General features: G+C 59.5%; 20 protein-coding genes. 7 read left to right on the top strand and 13 right to left on the bottom strand.

Going from position 1 to position 18,437, the window contains the following annotated elements:
* Nucleotides 1–42: 42 nt before the first annotated feature.
* From H5P28_RS12490 to moeB, 4 genes are read left to right on the top strand one after another with little or no spacing between them, the layout of a single operon-like run.
* Nucleotides 43–1,365, top strand: coding sequence for a C39 family peptidase (locus H5P28_RS12490; protein WP_185676040.1), 1,323 nt, complete (start codon nucleotides 43–45; stop codon nucleotides 1,363–1,365).
* A 20-nt stretch (nucleotides 1,366–1,385) separates the two neighbouring features.
* On the top strand, nucleotides 1,386–2,102 hold the full coding sequence (locus tag H5P28_RS12485; protein ID WP_185676039.1) for a hypothetical protein: 717 nt from the start codon (nucleotides 1,386–1,388) through the stop codon (nucleotides 2,100–2,102).
* A 4-nt stretch (nucleotides 2,103–2,106) separates the two neighbouring features.
* Nucleotides 2,107–2,850 carry a hypothetical protein gene (locus H5P28_RS12480; RefSeq protein ID WP_185676038.1) on the top strand — a complete coding sequence of 248 codons (744 nt, stop codon included), beginning with the start codon at nucleotides 2,107–2,109 and terminating at the stop codon, nucleotides 2,848–2,850.
* A 5-nt stretch (nucleotides 2,851–2,855) separates the two neighbouring features.
* Nucleotides 2,856–4,010: a molybdopterin-synthase adenylyltransferase MoeB gene (gene moeB, locus H5P28_RS12475; protein WP_185676037.1), complete on the top strand. Its 1,155-nt coding sequence runs from the start codon at nucleotides 2,856–2,858 to the stop codon at nucleotides 4,008–4,010.
* Nucleotides 4,011–4,242: 232 nt separating this feature from the next.
* On the opposite strand, the gene H5P28_RS12470 is transcribed toward moeB, so the two are convergent.
* Entirely contained in the window at nucleotides 4,243–4,938 is a 696-nt protein-coding gene (locus H5P28_RS12470) for a metal-dependent hydrolase (protein ID WP_185676036.1), read from the bottom strand.
* A gap of 142 nt (nucleotides 4,939–5,080) precedes the next feature.
* Between H5P28_RS12470 and H5P28_RS12465 the strand changes: the two genes are divergently transcribed.
* Nucleotides 5,081–5,542 (top strand): SRPBCC family protein, encoded by a 462-nt coding sequence (locus tag H5P28_RS12465; RefSeq protein ID WP_185676035.1) that lies wholly within the window; start codon nucleotides 5,081–5,083, stop codon nucleotides 5,540–5,542.
* Nucleotides 5,543–5,596: 54 nt separating this feature from the next.
* On the opposite strand, the gene H5P28_RS12460 is transcribed toward H5P28_RS12465, so the two are convergent.
* The 9 genes from H5P28_RS12460 to H5P28_RS12420 form a co-directional block, all read right to left on the bottom strand.
* Nucleotides 5,597–6,001 carry a GFA family protein gene (locus H5P28_RS12460; protein ID WP_185676034.1) on the bottom strand — a complete coding sequence of 135 codons (405 nt, stop codon included), beginning with the start codon at nucleotides 5,999–6,001 and terminating at the stop codon, nucleotides 5,597–5,599.
* A 70-nt stretch (nucleotides 6,002–6,071) separates the two neighbouring features.
* Entirely contained in the window at nucleotides 6,072–6,803 is a 732-nt protein-coding gene (pgl, locus tag H5P28_RS12455) for a 6-phosphogluconolactonase (protein WP_185676033.1), read from the bottom strand.
* A 117-nt stretch (nucleotides 6,804–6,920) separates the two neighbouring features.
* On the bottom strand, nucleotides 6,921–7,919 hold the full coding sequence (locus tag H5P28_RS12450; RefSeq protein ID WP_185676032.1) for a glucose-6-phosphate dehydrogenase assembly protein OpcA: 999 nt from the start codon (nucleotides 7,917–7,919) through the stop codon (nucleotides 6,921–6,923).
* Between the two features lie 41 nt (nucleotides 7,920–7,960).
* Entirely contained in the window at nucleotides 7,961–9,505 is a 1,545-nt protein-coding gene (zwf, locus tag H5P28_RS12445; RefSeq protein ID WP_185676031.1) for a glucose-6-phosphate dehydrogenase, read from the bottom strand.
* Nucleotides 9,506–9,616: 111 nt separating this feature from the next.
* Complete coding sequence (locus tag H5P28_RS12440) at nucleotides 9,617–10,033, bottom strand: YraN family protein (protein ID WP_221773419.1); 417 nt, start codon at nucleotides 10,031–10,033, stop codon at nucleotides 9,617–9,619.
* A 45-nt stretch (nucleotides 10,034–10,078) separates the two neighbouring features.
* Complete coding sequence (gene rsfS / locus H5P28_RS12435; protein ID WP_343075478.1) at nucleotides 10,079–10,453, bottom strand: ribosome silencing factor; 375 nt, start codon at nucleotides 10,451–10,453, stop codon at nucleotides 10,079–10,081.
* Nucleotides 10,446–11,054, bottom strand: coding sequence for a nicotinate (nicotinamide) nucleotide adenylyltransferase (gene nadD / locus H5P28_RS12430; RefSeq protein ID WP_185676029.1), 609 nt, complete (start codon nucleotides 11,052–11,054; stop codon nucleotides 10,446–10,448). Before nadD ends, rsfS begins: the two co-directional genes overlap by 8 nt.
* The gene (locus H5P28_RS12425; RefSeq protein WP_185676028.1) at nucleotides 11,047–12,093 is read right to left on the bottom strand and encodes a sigma-70 family RNA polymerase sigma factor; all 1,047 of its coding nucleotides are present in this window, start codon (nucleotides 12,091–12,093) and stop codon (nucleotides 11,047–11,049) included. The genes nadD and H5P28_RS12425 overlap by 8 nt, the downstream gene beginning before the upstream one ends.
* Before the next feature lie 79 nt (nucleotides 12,094–12,172).
* Complete coding sequence (locus tag H5P28_RS12420; RefSeq protein ID WP_185676027.1) at nucleotides 12,173–12,373, bottom strand: hypothetical protein; 201 nt, start codon at nucleotides 12,371–12,373, stop codon at nucleotides 12,173–12,175.
* Here H5P28_RS12420 and H5P28_RS12415 point away from each other — a divergent pair.
* Both H5P28_RS12415 and H5P28_RS12410 read left to right on the top strand, forming a co-directional pair.
* Nucleotides 12,372–13,037 (top strand): exopolysaccharide biosynthesis protein, encoded by a 666-nt coding sequence (locus H5P28_RS12415; RefSeq protein ID WP_185676026.1) that lies wholly within the window; start codon nucleotides 12,372–12,374, stop codon nucleotides 13,035–13,037. The genes H5P28_RS12420 and H5P28_RS12415 overlap by 2 nt on opposite strands.
* A gap of 148 nt (nucleotides 13,038–13,185) precedes the next feature.
* Nucleotides 13,186–14,244, top strand: a complete 1,059-nt coding sequence (locus H5P28_RS12410) for a LacI family DNA-binding transcriptional regulator (protein WP_185676025.1) — start codon at nucleotides 13,186–13,188, stop codon at nucleotides 14,242–14,244.
* Nucleotides 14,245–14,396: 152 nt separating this feature from the next.
* Here the strand turns inward: H5P28_RS12410 and H5P28_RS12405 are convergent, their stop codons facing one another.
* The 3 genes from H5P28_RS12405 to H5P28_RS12395 all read right to left on the bottom strand — a co-directional run bounded on the left by H5P28_RS12405 (nucleotide 14,397) and on the right by H5P28_RS12395 (nucleotide 18,435).
* Entirely contained in the window at nucleotides 14,397–15,962 is a 1,566-nt protein-coding gene (locus H5P28_RS12405) for a sialate O-acetylesterase (RefSeq protein ID WP_185676024.1), read from the bottom strand.
* A 146-nt stretch (nucleotides 15,963–16,108) separates the two neighbouring features.
* Nucleotides 16,109–16,948: a hypothetical protein gene (locus H5P28_RS12400; RefSeq protein ID WP_185676023.1), complete on the bottom strand. Its 840-nt coding sequence runs from the start codon at nucleotides 16,946–16,948 to the stop codon at nucleotides 16,109–16,111.
* Between the two features lie 782 nt (nucleotides 16,949–17,730).
* Nucleotides 17,731–18,435, bottom strand: coding sequence for a c-type cytochrome (locus H5P28_RS12395; RefSeq protein WP_185676022.1), 705 nt, complete (start codon nucleotides 18,433–18,435; stop codon nucleotides 17,731–17,733).
* Nucleotides 18,436–18,437: the final 2 nt, after the last annotated feature.

Genomic DNA, 18,437 nt, shown 5'->3' with positions numbered 1-18,437 from the left:
AGTGAATATCACCGTTGTCCAATTAACCCCCGAAAAACCGCCATGCCTACCGCTGTCCGCCAGTACCTGCTCCTGTGCCTGCTGACTGCGTTCCTGCCCACCGCCCGGGCCGCTTACTCGCCGCTCACGCTTCCGGAGACCTGGACTTTTACTGTCGCCACCCCCGCCTATAACCCCGAAACCGGTGAACAGCTCGGCGACTTCCAGCCAGGGATCAAGGTCAACGTCGTCAGTGAATCAACATCCGCCAAGGGACGCTTCTGGGATGTCGAATATGTCCGCTACGGCGCGCCCCCCATCCAGGCGCAGATCCACGTCCCCGACCTGTCCAAGGTCCACCCTCGCGCTTACGCCAGCGTGCGCGAGGACATTGACTCCTTTCCCCTGCTGAAAAAGCAGCTCGAAGCCGAGACCCCCTGGAGCATCGAACTGCTTGAGCTTCGCAAGCGCCTGCTGGGCAAAAAAGCCATCCTCATGGACGGCACCGAGGACGACCCCATGAGCATTGCTTCCAGCCAGCCCCGGCAGGACGGGTTCGCCTGGGACCAGATGCCGGTCGAAGTGCGCCTCTCGAAAAACACCGCCCGCTCGGCGCGCATCGTGATCAACTTCTGGAACAAGGGCGACCGCCACAGCGTGGTGGACCCCCGGCGCGCCTACCCGATTCTTCGCGACAAGCTCGCGCGGATCGAGAAGGCGTTTGGGACAAACCAGTTCGGCTCCGACCACGACTCCGGGCCGGGTATCAATGCCCTGCGCTACGGCGAAGAGCTTTATTACCTCCCCAACGAAACGGAGGCCCGCCTGCGTTACAGCTCCGACGAGTACCTGATTCTCGAACTGAGCGAATACGGGATTCGCCAAGGCAATTCCCCGGCCTCCGGCCAGGACCTCATCGGGCATGTCAAAACCTCCGAAAACGGCGAGCTGTACGTCGCCGACATCCCCATGATCTCGCAGGGCGAAAAAGGCTACTGTGTGGCGGCCACCCTCGCCCGCGTCTTGTCCTACTACGGCTACCCGGTCGATATGTACAGCGTGGCCAAACTGGCCGAAACCGAGCGCTACGGCACCTCGCTGGACAACATGACCACCGCCATGCGGCGAGTCAGCGGCACCGCCCCACTGCGGGTGAAAGAGCTCGGCAGCAACGAGCCAGCCAGCATCCGCTCCGTCATCGAGCAGGGCTTGCCCATCGTCTGGCTCGTGCCCGGCCACTGCCGCCTGATTATCGGCATCCACCCCGACACCCGGGAGATTGTGTTCTCGGATTCGTGGGGCCCGGATCACGCCTACAAGACCATGCCCTACGACGAGTTCCTGTCTTTGAACCGGCACATGTATGTGCTTGAACCCGCGCAATAACCGAAAAAACTCAATACGCCATGCCACTGTATCGACTATTCCCCGCCCTGTTGTTTTGCCTCGCCGCCGCGCTCGCGCACGCCGAGTACCGCGAGTTCACCGCCAAGGACGGGCGCACAATGAAGGCCGAGCTGATCAACGTCGTCGGCGACAAGATCCGCATCAAGCGCGAGGACGGAAGCGCCTTCAACGTCTCCCCCTCCGCCTTTAGCAAAGAGGACCAGGAATACATCACCCTGTGGATGCTCCGCGAACTGAGCGGACGTGACTCTTTGCTCGACATCCAGGCCAAGTCCTCCGGCACCACTCCCAAGGAGGTCAACGTCGGCACGGGCATCCTCGCCGAACGCTGGGACGGGTACTACAAGATCAAATTAACCAATAAAAGCGACCTGCCCCTGGAAGGCATCCAGATCATGTACGGCTTCTGGGCCTTTCACATGGAGCTCGGCGCGGACCGTCGCCGCGAGGGCAAGACCGAGATCGTCCAGGGCGAGCTAACCATCCCGCAGATCAAGGCGCGCAGCGATTTCGAATTCGACTCCGTCAAGGCCGACATGCTCTCGACCGAACTGGCCAGGGGCTACGTCTGGGCCGACGGCGGCAAGGACAAGAGCCTCGACAAGCTTGAGGGCATCTGGATCCGCGTTTACTACGATGACCAGCTCATTCAGGAATGGTCCAACCCCTCCAGTCTTAAGGAAAAAAACGACTGGTCCAAAGTTTATAAAAAGTAATCCCGTGCCCCTCCTGCGCACCAGCCTCATTCTCTTTTTTCTCGGGTTCCTGAGTTTGGCCCGGGCGCAGGAGTTCCGCACGTTCAACCTGACCGACGGGCGCACCATCGACGCGCGTATCATCGAGATCACGGACGGAAAAATCGTCCTCCAGCGGGCGGACAAGCTCACCTTCAAGCTTCCCGTGGAGGCTTTTTCCAAAAACGACCTCGCCGTCATCCGCGAGTGGCAGCTCGCCGACATGCAGGAAAAGGGCACGCTCATCAAGCTGGCCGGGAACAGCGCCACCGCCGACCTCCAACGCCAGCCCGAGGACGGGCTCGTGCTTTTCACCTGGTGGCACGTTTACAAGGTCACCGTTACCAACCAGTCCCCTTACGAACTGGCCGACCTGGAGATCGCGTACACTTTTACACGCACACCGGCCAAGCTCGCCCAGGCCAAGCCGAAAGCCGAAACCGAGACGCCTCAGCCGCTCCCGCAAAGTGAACGCAAGAAGTTCACCCTCCCGGCGGGCGAGCATTTCACCCTCAGCAACAGCAGCCAGCTCCGCCGGACCGAATTGGAACCCGGCTGGACCTGGCCCGATGGCGGAAACGCCCCCCTCTCCGACACGCTCAGCCCGTTGACAGCGACCGTCACCTTCAAAGGGGAAATTATCGCCACGCTGACGATCGAGCCCACGGCCCCGGATTTCTCAAAAGCCAAAGACAAGACCTCGACAGCGCCCACCGAAGCTGAACAATAGACGGAATGGGCAACGAGTCACTTTCTCCTCAAGAGCTGTCCCGCTACTCTCGGCATATCCGCCTGCCGCAAGTCGGCATCGACGGGCAGGCCCGACTGCGCAAGGCGCGCGTCCTCATCATCGGTATGGGCGGGCTGGGCAGCCCGGTTTCGCTCTACCTGGCCGCCGGGGGTGTCGGCACGCTCGGGATGGCCGACTTCGACAAGGTCGAGGAGCACAACCTCCAGCGCCAGGTCCTGCACACCCAGGCCGCTGTCGGGCGCCCGAAGCTCGACTCTGCCGCCGAGCGCCTGCACGCGCTCAACCCAAGCTGCAACCTGGAGCTTCACCGCGGTGGCATCACCCTGGACAACGCCGTCGAACTGATCTCCGGCTACGATATCGTGGTGGACGGCTCGGACAACTTCCCCACCCGCTACCTGGTCAACGATGCCGCCTTCTTCGCCGGACGACCGCTCGTTTACGGGAGCATTTTCCAATTCGAGGGGCAGGTCTCGCTCTTTAACCCGCGGGCCGGAGGCCCCTGCTACCGCTGTCTTTTTCCGCAAATCCCCGCCCCCGGCACCGTCCCCAACTGCGAACAGGCCGGGGTCTTCGGCGCTCTGTGCGGGATCGTCGGCAGCCATCAGGCGATGGAAGCCCTCAAGCACCTGCTCGGCGTCGGCGAGAGCCTCCAGGGGCGCTTGCTGGTGATCGACGCGCTCAACGCCCGTGTGCGCACCCTGAACGTGAAAAAAGATCCGCAGTGCCCGCTGTGCGGGAGCGAGCCCGCGATTTCAGGGTTGCACCAGCACAACTACGAGTTTTCCTGCGAAACTGACGAACCGCAGACTGAAGAGACCCTGATGGAAATTGATATTCACACCGCCAAGGCTAAAACCGAATCCGCCGACAAGCCCGTCCTGCTCGACGTACGCGAAGGCTTTGAACGCGAAATTTGCCGCATCGACGGCTCCGCTCACATCCCGCTGAGCCAGCTCCCCGCGCAGGCCGACGCCCTCCCCCGCGACCAGGAGGTCATCGTCTATTGCCACCACGGCGCCCGCAGCCTGCGCGCAGCCAAGTTCCTGCGCGAACGCGGCTTCGACAAGGCCGTCAGCATGTGCGGCGGCATCGACCAGTGGGCCCGCGAAATCGACCCCGCCATGACCCGCTATTAGAGCAAGCGTTTCAAAGTAGCTTTGAGGGTTTTATGCGAGAGGGTGTTTTTTGAAAAAAACACCCTCTCGCGCTCTCCCTAAAAAACTTTTGAGACATTGAACCAGCAATCAGGGGTAGCGGCCTTTTTGGACGCGTAGGGGCAGCGCCCCTCAATGTCCAGTGCGGTCACGCACCGGGGCTTGGGGGTGCAGAGCCCCCAATATTTTGTGCAAGGACTTAGCTAGCACCACACTAGAACCGGAGCGACTCGCCGGGAGCGAGCACGTGGCCTTCGCAGACGATGTCCTCGGTTTCGGCCAGTTTGCTGACGAAGGCCATCGGATCGGTCTCGATGGGCGGAAAGGTATTGTAGTGGCAGGGCACTACACGCTTCGGCTTGAGGAAGCCGACGGCCTTAATCGCCTCGAATATCCCCATCGTGAAGTGGTCGCCGATCGGCAACAGCGCAAGGTCGATCTCGTGCAGTTCGCCGGTCAGCTTCATATCCATCGTCAGGGAGGTATCCCCGGCGTGATAAAAAGTCTGCCCTTCGGACATGACGAGGATGCCCGCCGGTTCGCCCATATAGATAGGCAGTCCGTTCGGCCCCGGATAGCTGGAACTGTGGTGAGCACTGGTCAGCTTGACCCGCCCGAAGGGGAACTCTGCCGAACCGCCGATGTTCATGGGAACGGTTCGCAGCCCCTTGGAGCCGCAGTAGGAGGCCAGCTCGAAGGTCGCGATGACAGGGGCGTCATTAGCCCTGGAAATACTCTCGGTGTCGCCGTAGTGGTCGCTGTGGCCGTGCGTGAGCAGGATGTAGTCGCACTGGATATCTTCGAGTTTGACTGTGCACAGGGGGTTGTCGGAAATGAAGGGGTCGAACAGGAGCTTGTGCTCCTCGGTTTCAAGCAAGCAGGCGGAATGGCCGAAATACGTCAGTTTCATGCTGCCCAGTTTAGAAAGCCTAACCACACTTGAACAGGAAAAAGGAAAGCCGCCCCGCGATCATCACGCCCGGACGGAAGAAAATCCTGATGAAAAAGAGCCCGCCACTTTATTTCGGCGGGACAACGGTATAGGCTACCCCATGAAGCACCGTCTGCACGCCGAGCTGGAACTCCCCCTCCCTGTCGAACGAGTGTTTTCGTTTTTCGCGGACGCCCGCAACCTGCAACGCATCACCCCCGACAACCTCGGCTTTGAAATCCTCACCCCGGAGCCGATCACCATGTGCCCCGGCACGCTGATCGACTACCGGCTGCGGATCTCCGGGTTTCCCATGCGCTGGCGCACGCGCATCCCCGTCTGGAACCCGCCGCACCACTTCGTCGATGAGCAACTGGCCGGGCCTTATAAAAGCTGGGTCCACCATCACCATTTTGAGTCGTTTGACGGCGGCACGCGAATCATCGACGATGTGACCTACGAGCTACCACTCACCCCGCTGGGCGACCTCGCTTACCCGCTGATCCGACGACGGGTCGAGGCAATCTTCTCCTACCGCAACACGGCCATCCCTGCCCTGCTACTGGCTGACACCGAGGCCTGAAGCCGCCCGACTGCCAGCCAAACCGTACCAGGCAGCCGACGTTCCTTGTCGGGCTCAGCCCTCCGGCAGTCCGTCCAGCATTCGGACCTTTTCCAGCGCCTCGTCCCAGTTCGCCCGGTCGGCCATGCAGATATGCGCGTCGGGCCGCAGCGGGACATCCGTATCCAGGCTCCCCGCCGGAACCACCAGCAGCGCTCCGTCCTCTTGCAAACACGGCAAGGCCGAGCCGCAGTCCGAGCAAAAGCTTTTCATGTGCCGCGTGCCCGGAAGATGAAAGGTCTTCACGCGGGTCTCGCCCGTCAGCCATTTCATCCCGGCCTGCCAGGCAAACAGGTTAGCTGCGTGCGCCGATCCGGTGTCCTTCCGACAACGGTCGCAATGGCAAAGGAAGAAGTGACCGAAGTCGCCTTCGATTTCATATGTAACCTCTCCGCAGAGACAGGAACCGTAGTGCTTCATGAATACATAGCTCTGGAGAGCATCCGAGAGCGGCCTCGCAGCCCCCTTCCCCTCCGCCACAAACCTGGCCTTAAAGCAGGGCGGCAGCGGCCTCGTCCACCAGCCAGACGGTCTTGTCGGCGTGGGCGCGCAGGAGCTGGATCGGTTTGCTGGTCGGGTCGAAATCACCTCGCAGGGCGGCCTTGAGCGCCTCGGCCTTACCCGCGCCGGGGCAGGAAACCACAATGCGCTTGCACAGGCTCAGGCCGTGCGGAGTCAGGGTCACGCGCCAGCCGCGTTCGGGCCAATTGGTGGCGGCAAAGCTCTCCGTCAGCCCCGCACCGATCAACGGGCAATGGGGGAAAAGCGACAGGGTGTGGTTATCCCCGCCCATCCCGACGAAGCACACATCGTAGGCGCGGTCCTTGCCCACGCGCTCGTTCCAGGCCTTGGTGTAGGCGTCGGCGCAGGCGGCAGGTTCCAGCTCGGTCGGCCAGGGGAGCTTGTTCTCCGACGGTACGCCGAGCGGGCTGAGCATCTCGCGGTCGGCGTGACCGAAGTTGCTGTCGTCGTCACTCTGGGGGACGCAGCGCTCGTCGCTGGTCGTCCAGAGAATCTTCTTCGCCACGTCCAGCGAGAGGGCTTTCTTCTCCGTAACCCACTGGTAAAACGCCTTCGGGGTGGAGCCGCCGGTCAGCCCGATGGGGGCCAGCCCGGAGCCCGCATTTTCCGCCGCCTGGCGGATGTAGCGAAGCGTTTCGAGATAGAGTTCTTCTTCGCCGACGATGTGAACCTGGCCGTAATCAGTGGGGATGGACTTCATGAGAGCGGTTTGAGCGTTTTAAAATTTGAGAGATTGAGAGTCGGGGAAAATCCGAAAAAGCGTGCGTTCTTCCTGCCCGCCAAGACCTGAGCCGGACGGGCAGGATACGCATAAATCCTAGTTGAAGAACAGGGCCTCGGCCAGGGCGTTGACCGGTTCGAGGAAGCCGACCTGCATGGGCGAGCTGACCCGCCCCGCGCCGAAGTCGGCCGTGACGCGGGCGTCGAGCCCCTTCGACTCGTGCGTCCACAGGAAGTGCCGCGAGTCATCGTAGCTCCACTCGATTTCGAGGCAGTGGTCGCAATCCGCCTTGTGCAGCGTAAACTCCGCGTTGAGCGAAAGTTTGGCGTCCTTCGCGCAGGCTTGCAGACAGGACTCGGTCCACTTGAGCAGGTTGCGGGCTTCGCCCTCGCGCCCTTCGGTGTAGCGGACCTGCACCGAGAGGAGCCCCCCGGCGAGCTTGGACGTGTCGTAACGACTGAGGAACTGCCCAAGCGACTGCCGGATGGGCAGGATGCGTGCATGAGCGAGGTCCACCGCCGCCTCGGGGCGCGGCCACTTCACGTTGAGAATGTCCGCCTCCTCGATGTCGGAGTCGTAGATGACACGGCGGCAACGCTTCACGAAGTCCATGTGCATGGTCGTGATGCGCTCGGCCGGGATGCGGTTGAACCAGTGGTAGGTCGGCAGGTCGTTCTCCAGCCAGATCGAGACCTGGTTGGAGAGGAAGCCCGCCTCACGCGTCGGGTAGCCGAGCATGAGCGCCTCGCAGCAGCACATCTCGCGCATGCTGGAGCCGACGTAGCACTGGGCGAAGAGCTTGCCCTGGAGCAGCCGGTCGCTTGACTCCCGCCCCATCGGGCACAGGACCACGATGCGGCACGGATAGCGCTGAGCAAAGGCAATGGCGGTATTGAACCGGTCGAAAGCCTCGTCGGGCGAGGTTTTCAGGCCGAAGTGCAGCACGATGTTCATCTGCGAGGCCCGGAACTCGGAGGGAGCCTCCTGATCGAGGCTGGGCGTACCCGCCCACATCTGGGTGAGCGAGTGCGTCACCTCGGAGACATCCATGAGCTGTCCCGGCAACGCGTCGAAAATGGTCATATCCTCTGTCATAAAACAGCCTTTGTTTGGTGATTTTCCGGCAGGGTGCGAACTCAGGGACCGGCGCGGCGCCACTCGTGGTTGCTCTCCCACAGCAGGCGGTCGGCCGAAAGCGGTCCCCACGAGCCGCAGGCGTAGGAGTCGAGCCCCTTGCGCCCGCATTCCTCCCAGTACTCAAGCAGCGGCGTGTAGAGCTTCCACGAAGTCTCAGTCTCGTCCCCGCGAATGAACAGCGTGGAGTCGCCGACCATGGCGTCGAGGATGAGTCGCTCGTAAGCCTCCGGCGTGTTCGAGCCAAAGGTCGTGGCGTAGCGGAAGTGCATCTTGACCGGCTGAGTACGCGTTTCCAGGCCAGGAATTTTCGAATTGAGCAGGAAGGTCGTGCCTTCGTCCGGCTGGATCTGGATGACGAGGGTGTTCGCGGCCATGTCGAAGCGCGACGGGTCCGTGAACAAGCCGCCGGGCGGCTGCTTAAACTGGATAGCAATCTCGGAGACGCGGCGCGCGAGGCGCTTACCCGAGCGCAGGTAGAAAGGAACCCCCTGCCAGCGCCAGTTGTTGATCGACATGCGCAGCGCGGCAAAAGTCTCGGTCGAGGAAGTCGCCGGGATGTCCTTCTCCTGCAGGTAGCCGGGCACCTTCTCGCCGCCGATCAGGCCCTCGGCGTACTGGGCGCGCACGGCGTCGCCGTCCTTCGGATCGAGCCTGAGGGGCTGGATGGACTTGAGCAGCTTGACCTTCTCATCGCGGATGTCCTCGGCCCCGAGCGAGACCGGGGCCTCCATCGCCGTGAGAGCGAGAAGCTGCATGGTGTGGTTCTGGAGCATATCGCGGGTCGCCCCGCTGGTGTCGTAGTAGCCCCCGCGCGTTCCCACACCGAGGTCTTCGGCCACGGTGATCTGCACGCAGTCCACGTAGCGACGGTTCCAGATCGGTTCAAAGATAGTGTTGGCAAAACGCAGCACCATGAGGTCCTGCACGGTTTCCTTACCCAGGTAGTGGTCGATGCGGAAGACCTGATGCTCGTCAAACTGGTTGGCTATGATCTGGTTCAACTCCTGAGCGGTGGCCAGGTCGCGCCCGAAGGGCTTCTCGATAATCATCTTCGAGGCCAGCGGGGTGCCCTTGCCGTGAGCGGCCAGGCCGCTGGAGCCGAGGTTTTCGAGGATCGGCTTGAAAACCGAGGGCGGGGTCGAAATGTAGAACACGAATTGGAGGTCGCGCCCGGCCTTTTTCTCGATGTCGAGGCACTTCTCGCGCAGCTCGGCGAAGGCCTTGGGGTCGTCGTAACCGCCCGCGTGGTAGTGGATGTTGGCCTTGAGCTGGGGCCAGATGTCGGGGTTGAGCGGGCGGCGGGAGAACTCGTTAACGTCCTTCTCCGCGTCGGCCTGGAATTCCTCGTCGGGGATCGGTTTGCGTCCGTAGCCGATGAGGTGGAAATCGCCCGGCAGCAGGTTGTCCAGGCCGAGGTTGTAGAGGGCGGGGATAAGCTTGCGGGCGGTCAGGTCGCCGGAGGCCCCGAAAATCACGATAATCGTGGGCGGCGCACCGCGGTGCTTGCTCAATCCCTGAAGGAACGGGTGACGGTCTTCGCTCATAAAATCAATGCTGAGGTTAATCCGCACGCACGCAAGAGCCGACTCCACCCACGAGCCGGAACAGCCCGGTGGATCGGTTGGGACAGCCTTGCGAGCATGTGAGAGTCAAATCTAGGTCTGGTTAAACAGAGATACGTTCGGGTGATGGTATAAAGCGAAATCCCCCCGCTGGCCAAGCCTAAGTTCCACAATATCAAAACGTGTGTGGGCGGGATGTTTCCGAAGTTGCTTCAGATAAGCCCGGCAGGCACGCCGCAGGCGCGTTTTTTTCTCCTCTGTGACGGAGTGGAAACCGCCCACCAGCGCCGACTCGTCCCGCGTGCGCACCTCGACGAAGACCAGCACCTCGCCCTCCTGGCAGACCAGGTCGAGTTCGTCATGGCCGGCCCGCCAGTTGCGCACGAGGACACGGTAGCCCTTTTTGCGTAAAAACGCCGCCGCCTTGCGCTCGCCAAAACGCCCCCTGCCCGCCCGGTCAGACGGTGCCCGCAGGCCAAGTTTTTCAAGCATCATGCGCCGCAGGTCCATGATTTGTCTGCTTGCGAGGCGGTAGGCCTCAGGGCGTCAACCGCCTCAGATCTCGACTTCGACCGCGTCTTTCCAGAGGGACTCGAGCCGGTAATTACCGCGCTGCTCGGTCGTAAATAAATGGACCATAATGTCATAGGCGTCCACCACGAGCCAGCCGCTTTCGGGGATGTTGTCCACCCCGAGCACGTCCGCCCCCTGCTCCTTGAAGGCTTTTTCCGCCGCTGTGCGCAGGGCACGCAGGTGCGGTTGGGAATTGCCCGTGGCCAGGATCAGGTAATCGGTTACGGTGGATTGCCCGCGAACATCGAGGACTTTCAAGTCCTCCGCCTTGCGGTCTTCGAGCGCGTCCAGACATTGCCGGATGCGCGATTTGTCCCCTGCGGGGATGGATTGGGTGTCAGTTGCGGATTCAGTCACAATAAAGTCTGTGAGTTTCGATATAGGCCTCAACCGTGGGCGGCAAGAAAAACCTCGCACTCTTCCCATCGGCAAAACGCTGGCGGATTTCGCTCGAACAAACCGCGAAGGGATGCCCCAGGACCAGGTGGAAACGCTCGGAGGGGAACCCTTCCGGCACGGCCAGTTCGTCTCCCGGCCGGGACACGACAATGATCTCCGCCAACTCCAGCAGTCGCTGTGGTTCGTGCCAGCGGGCGAACTTGGCCACATGGTCCGCCCCCACGATCCAGAACAACCGGGCATCGGCATGCTTGCGGCGCAGGCGCGTCAGGGTATCGACCGTGTAGGAGGGTTCTGGCAGGCGGATTTCACATTCCTCGACCTGCAGACGCTCGTCCCCCTGCAGGGCCAGGTCGAGCATAGCCACGCGGTGAACACTGTCCACCGACGGGGCTTCATCCCGCAAGGGCGTATGCGGCGAGGGCACGAAGTAAACTCGGTCCAGGGCCAACTGCTCCTGAGCGTCCTGAGCGATCAGCAGATGCCCGTAATGAACCGGGTCGAAACTGCCGCCAAGAAATCCAATGCGTCGGGGTTGGGGGGCTTGCGCCTCAATCATAGATTTCTTGATACACCGGCTTGAGCGCGGATTCAAGCTTCTGTAGTGCCCGTTTTTCACGCATGCTCACCTGCTGGTGCGAAATTCCCACCTCCGAGGCAATACTGGCCAGGGTGCGCGGATCGGTCCCCGGCTCCAGTCCGAAGCGCAGGGCCAAGACTTCGCGCTGCTTGTCCGTGAGCCCGTCGAGCACCTCCAGAAGCGTGCGGTAAAGGTCTTTCTCGGTCAGCGAATCCGAAGGGGCCACCGCCTCCTCGTCGCTGAGGTGGCGCGGGGTGTTGCCCTCGGAATCGTCCGCCATGTCGTCGAGCGAGAGGCGCGGCTTGAGCAGGCCCTCGTACTTGGAGGGTTCGCGCGCCTTTTCCTGCTCGGGGGTGGCCCCGCCCTTGCTCGATTCGGTCAGGATGCGGGAGGCAAGGTTGATCGGCACATGCACCGGGAAGTGCTCTTCCATCAGGTAGTTGCGGATGTGCCGGGAAATCCAGGTGCGGGCGTAGCTGCCGAAAGAGGCCTTGTTGTCCTCCACCTTATCGATGGCGTGGATGAGCCCGATGCTCGCCTCCTGAAAGGCGTCAGGACGCAGGTTCGGGTCGAAGACCTGGCGGTTGACCAGCTTGTGGGTCAGGGACTGGTAGCGGCGGAAAAGCACCGTCTGCGCCCGCTTGTACTGGCGGTGCCGGGTGCTCATGGTAAAGAGAACCTTTTCGCGGAACTCGGCCCACTGGGCCTGGCTCAGGTACACATCCAGCGAGCGGCTGCTCCACAAGTCCAGGGCAAAACGGTCATCAAAGGCCAGCGCGACCTTCGAGGGGAAACGCCCCTCGAAGCGCTCCATCAGCCAGTTGATCAGCTCATGCTTGTTCTCCAACAGGAGCGAATCCACCACCGCGCGCAGGTTAATGCCCCGTCTCGGCTGCGGCAGCCCGAGCTCGCGCAGCCCTTGCTCGTCCAGTCCTTCCCAAAGGGGAAGATGCAATACCCAGTCCAGACTGCGCCGGTACGCCGCGATAATTCCCCGGCAGGCTCTTTCGCTAAGCACACGATCTTTCCCCGTGATTCGCGGTAATGCAGAATCGTTTTTTCGGGAATAAACTGTGGCGTCCTGAGCCATAGGCGATTTATTCAGTTAATGAACTAAGACTGCAAAAGTTAATGATTTTTTGCGACTGCGCAAAGAAAAATTTATGCTTATTAGCAGTAATATGCACAAAAAAGCCCGCCCACGCTGCCTCCGCATGGACTTTAGCGTCTTTTTTACCGGGGTAGAACGCCACTGTCTTGTAATTATCCCCTTTTTCTCCATTTTTCAAGGCCAGCATGACAAGCGCTGACCACCAGGAACATTCCAGCCTCTCCGCCAATCTCCAGTCCATCGTCTCCGGCCAGAGCGAAAAGGTCAGCCTCGGCGAGATCGTCGATGCCATCAAAGACAAGCAGTTCGGGATGCTTCTTGTCCTGCTCTCCATCCCCAGTGCGCTCCCCTTGCCCGCCGCCGGGTACAGCACCCCTTTTGGCATCGCCATCCTCATCCTGGGCCTGCAAATGCTCCGGGGGCGGCGTACGCCGTGGCTGCCGCAGAAAATGCGCGACAAGAGCTTCACTCGCGCGAAGCTGGCCGGTATGGTCGGTAAAGCCAGTGTCTTTTTCCGCTGGGTCGAGAAACTCGTCCGCCCGCGCCTGCGCTGGATCAACAGCAGCGGCGGCTACCGCCTGATGGCCGTCCTTGTCATCTTCATGAGCTTGCTGATGTGTCTGCCGATCCCCTCCACCAATACCGCCCCGGCCATGGTTATTTTTCTGATCGGTGTCGGGCTATGCGAAGACGACGGGCTGTTCGCCATCGGCGCATGCGCCCTGGGGCTGGTGGCGGCACTGATCTATGCTGTTGTTATCTACTTTGTCATCTTGCTGGTCCGCGAGCACGGCTGGGAAGCCCGAGACCAGATCGTGAGCTTCATCAAGCAACAGCTGGGCCTCGAATAAACACCGCCACCGGGCTGCTTGCCACCACAGGCCCCAGGGATCACTCATCGCGTCGGCCTGTTGCGTGCTTTCGGGCATCTCCCTTCTTGCCTGCTACGTGTTTTTGTTTAATAAGTATTTATAAAAATAGAACCGCAAGCTGGAGAGTATGGGAAAGAGACTATCGCAGAAAAAAATCGCGGAGGACCTGGGCGTCTCCCAAACCCTGGTCTCGATGGTGCTGAACGGGCGGACGGAAGGGATTGCAAAATCTTCCTACGAGAAGATCTGGGAATACGCCTTGTCGCAGGGGTACTCCCCCCGCGGGATGAAGATGGAGGTGGATATCTCCAGCCAGATGCAAATGGGGCTGCCGACCGTCGGCTACATCTTGCGGGCTCCGCTAAGGCTCGCCAACAAAAGTAACTTCTATAGCCACGTCCATCAGGGACTCCACGATTACCTGACCGAAAGTGGAGCCAAGACCGTCTTCCTCGGCTCGGAGGATTTGCTCACGGATGAGGACTTCGCCCAATTCAAAAAGATCCGTTTGAGTATGCGCGGCCTCGTCATCATGGGGGAAATCAATACCGAGCTCGTCCGTCGCCTGTCGGATATTTTCGGGCACGTTGTTTACATCGCAGCGCGCCTTCCCGGTGTTTGCCACTCGATTACTTCCAACGATGTGGACGCTACCCGCAAACTCGTCGAACATCTCAGTGATCTGGGGCACCGCTCCTTTGCCTGGATCGGCGGCTCGCCCGGTACCATGCGGCACAAAAGCCGCCTCGAATCGCTGGAAGCCGCGCTCGCCCAGCGCAACCTCCCCCTCCTGGCCAAGCAGCTTCCGGCCATCGGCGGTGCCGACTGGAAAGAAGGCTACGAGTGCGCCGAACAACTCCTGGCCAACAAGAAAAACAAACCGGCCACCGCCTGGGTCTGCTTCAACGGCCTCATGGCCCGCGGCACCATCGCCTATCTGCACAAGCAGGGCTACGAAGTGGGCCGCGACATCAGCGTGTGTGCGGTGGACTGCACCCGCGTGCGCGACTCGGAGTGGCCGACACTGACCGCCTCCGGAGCCATCCCTGAAGAGATGGGGCGTCTCGCCGGGGAGTTAATCATGGCTGAAAAACAGCCCTCCTTTTTTCAGGACATTGTCGTCCCCGCGAGCTTCTTTGACGGCCAGAGTACCGGTCCCGCGCCTGTTAATACCCGGAAGCGGTAAAGGAACGCGCCGTCGGTCGTGACATGCCCGGTGTCGGCTCCGGCGAGAACCGATACCACCCCTGCGGTATCACCACCCCGGTCTAATAGAAAATCAGATATAAGATGAAATGACCCTGGGTTGCGTACATGGCACTAAGTCGTGTCTTCAAATTATCTCACCTCGTCCACTTTCGCACGAAATGGAGTTACCGGCAATCCCCCAACCCAGTCACGGAGGTTGCCATCAGGGTTGTTCCCCCAGGCATAGCGTACTTCCGTTGGGTGCGGAACCTCCGGGTGGGACACAGTAACCTTGTCTTTGCCGGTTATCTTTGCCTCTGCCCAATAAAATTTACCATCAGCGCCGGCGATGGAAAAGCCCTCTACTTCGTCGACATCGAACGTGTACAGCCCGCGCTTGCCCACATTATCAAAGCTGACCAAGACCTTTCCGTCCTTCACTTCTAAGGATTTAAAGCGGGGACTCTCCGTCGCCATCGGGATGCCGTAGTCTTTGGCGAGGGCATGGCGGGCCAGGCGGTCAGCAACCGTCTGTTTGTCGCGCGGGTGAATTTCTTTGACCTCACCGGTCTCGAAGATAACAGCTTCTCCGGTATTTGGCAGCGAGAGCGTCTCAGTCTGAGATTCCCTCAGTACTGCCCAACTACGCGCGGGCGGCTCCCCTTCCGGTTCTTCCAGCTTCGGGCCAAAGCCTGCAAGCTGAACCCAATAGAAAGGAAAATCTCCCTGCCCCCAGATGTCGCGGTAGTACTCGATCAATGCGGGGAAAAGGCGCCTGTACTCTTCAGGGCGGTCAGCCATGGCATTGGACTCCCCCTGATACCAGATCATACCGCGCATGCCGTATCCAATGGTTGGATACACCATGCCATTAAAAATCGTCCCCGGCCGGCGCTGGCAGTTACGCGGATCAAAAGATGGGTTGGGGCGCACTCCCTGTTCACCGTTTTCCTGCCAAATCGCAAGGCGGCGCTCGTACTCTTCGGCCTCTTTTTGCACCCGTTCATCGGTGTACTCGGCCGCCAACTTGTCCCATTCTTCGACGACTTCGGCGCTCTCCGGGTCGGCTTCAAGAAATTCCCGGGGCAACCAGGCCTCGGCCGAAGAGCCTCCCCAACTGTTGGACACCAGCCCGACAGGAACTCCGAGTGCATTATGGATACGACGCCCGAAATAATACCCAACCGCGGAAAACGGCGGGACCGTTCGTGGGGAACAAACGAACCACCTGCCTTCAAAATCATCCGTGGGTTCAAGCGTGCCACGGCGCGGAACCGTTAGCAGCCGGATCTCAGGATAGTTCGCCGTCGCGATATCCAGATCCGCATCATAGGCATGGACGACGGGATTAAACATATTGGACTGCCCCGAGCAGAACCAGACTTCCCCCACAAGGACATCCTCAAACCGCTTGGTATCACTTTCACCCTCGACCACCATCTCGAAAGGCCCACCAGCGGCAAGCGGATCAAGCTTGAGCTTCCAGTTGCCAGCCGCATCGGCTTGTGTCTCGTGCCTCTGGTCCGCAATCGTCACCGAGATATGCTCACCAGGGTTGGCCTTGCCCCAGACGGGGTTATCCAGGTCTCGTTGCAACACCATGTGGTCACCGAAGATACTCGGCAGCGTCAACTCGGCACCCGAGAGATCCTTGCCGGGCAACATTAATACAAGCCCCAAGACAAGGCTAAGAAACAACGATGAGGTATCTTTCATGACAACAAGCGGTATAATAGTCTTTCTTTGCACAACGCGGGCCGATATTCACCCGAAAGGGCTGCCCCAAAAGTCCCGGACAGACCCCGCGCTTTTGTGCCGGCAAATTCGGCAGGCAAAAGCAGGGGGCCGTCCATCAATGCGGACTAGGATTGTCGCGGAGCCTTGCCTTGACGACGCGCAAAACAGACAAAGCCGATCAGCAAAACCCCACCAATAATACCAAACGTCGCAGGCTCCGGCACTGAGTTGACCGTCACTGTCAACGGGCCGTGATAGCTGCCATCCAGGGTGCTGGTGTCATAGTCGATCAGACGCTGTGTGATACCAATAGAATCGACATTGTAACCTCCCTCCGGGTCCTCTCCCATCGCATAATCCGAAATCACGATAGTCCCATTGAGGCTGAGTGAAATTTGCTTATTCACGGTATCCCAAATGAATTCATAGCTAACAACCTCGTTCCCCATAATGCTGGGGCTGGTATAAGTCACGAGGTTGTTGGTGCCGAGCGTATTAATCCGTACCGACATTTGGTTCGCAGCATTAGCAAAGAACTGAAGGCTGGGTGCATAGGATGTATAAGTACTGAGGATAGTGCTATCCGTGAATCCGACGAAAATAAACGCTCCCTGCTCTGGAGTTGTCAGCGTAGCGACTCGCACCGTCCCGCTGACGGTAACCACATCCGTCCCGAGGTTGACCGGGCTGCTCAGAGGTGCATAGGCACGAAGATTTGCAGCAGGCGCGCCGGGATCGCTGGAATTGACGAATACCTTACCCTCGCCGTCAAAAGTACCATAGGAAATGGGCGCATTGGTAGAGTTGGAAAAGGTCACCCAATCTCCCCCGACTATAGGGCTGCGACCTTGTATGCTCTGGGCACCGGTCCCGGCAAAATCATCGTAAAAGACCGTGGTTTGGGCAGACACATGGGACATTACTGCCAGGAGAATGAACGCGAGGATCACAAAAGGATTTTTCATAGGTATATAGGGTTACGGAAACAGGATGAAGAAGAAAGCCACGTAAATGGCCGCTAAATATGACGGTGGAAAAAGTAGATAAAGAACCAGGCCTCAGTCAAGCATAAATGACCATAAATGATATTTTTATAAAAAAATAATGCTCGATTCTAAAAAAATCCATGACCGTAAACATATCATGCCCAAAATTGGCGTGAAAGCCACTGAAACCAATGAATCAGTACAGGACTAGTCGAGGTTTACAGCCATGAAACTTCATGCGGTCATCAAGATTGATCTCACCCGATCATGCAAATTCCTTGATCAGGAAACGTTGAATTCTCGCCACACAAAAATCATTAAAACACTAACTGAAAACAACTTACTCAACAAAATCCTGAATTAGCTATTCAATCCCGTCCGGCGGGAAAATCATACCCTACATTGACACGCCAAGCTCAAATCAGGATCAAAAGTGAGCATTTTAACGCTAATTCGTTCAAACGCGTGTCAGAGAAAGACACATATTCGCCCAATTGCGTAATCCCCTAAACTGCAATGTCTAAGCTCACGAGTACGACGATTTCCAAAGGCCAAAGCAAATCTCCAGGCCATGCCTTCAAGCTACGGAAGGCAACAGCTCAGACAGGTTTTAAGGTCGTTATTCAACTGCCGGAGCGAGACCAATCTTAGAGTTGTCGAGCTGAGGAAACGCAAAAGAGCCAAACTCTGGTCACATGAGGCGACCAGAGACAACTTGGAGACATCGACTGCCTGAGCCCAACAAGCGGACCGTTCGGCCCTTATTCCATCGGGTGCATGTCGAGAAGTTCCTGCGAGCTCCAGGCTCCGGACTTGTCTGCAATGGATGAGCGGACTTCAGCCACGAGTTCCTCGGCTACAGCAGGGGCCTCGTTGCTCCAGGACTGGCGCACGTAAGTCGTGATCGCGGCAATGTCCTGGTCGCTCCAGTCGAGACCGTTCTCGCCGTACGAGGGCATATTACCGTTATAGGTGTTGCCATTGACTTCAACCGGTCCTTGCAGGCCCCGCATGACAATCTTTACAAAGCGCTCAGGAGCACCGACTACCCAAGGGGAGCCGTCCAGCGGGGGGAAGGCCCCCGGAACGCCCTTGCCATCGGCCTGGTGGCAGGCAGCGCAATTATTGCGGAAAAGCCGGTCGCCACGCTTGATCGGGTCAAAGGCCACTTCGGCCTGTTCACCACCACCGCCGGGGGTCCAGTCCGGGTTGAATACGTCAGGGCGGAAATCGCCGTTGTACTTGTTGAAGTACATGCCGGCCCAGAAAAACAGCAGGCCAAAGCAGACCATGAGCACCATCGGCACGGGCGTGAAGCCTTCTTCGGGCTCGCCGTTCTCGCGCTCAAGCTGCTTGTGGACGTGCACGATTTCCTCGTCTCCGTAAGCGGCCGCCTCATGCTGCACGTGCCCGGGCTTGCTGGCCGGGTCATCAGGATGGGATAAAGATTTTTCCAGGTCGCTCATGG

This window comes from Ruficoccus amylovorans, from assembly GCF_014230085.1.
Classification (GTDB): Bacteria; Verrucomicrobiota; Verrucomicrobiia; order Opitutales; family Cerasicoccaceae; genus Ruficoccus; species Ruficoccus amylovorans.
The sequence above is the reverse complement of the archived record's forward strand: the minus strand, read 5'-3'. Positions and strand labels throughout refer to the sequence as shown.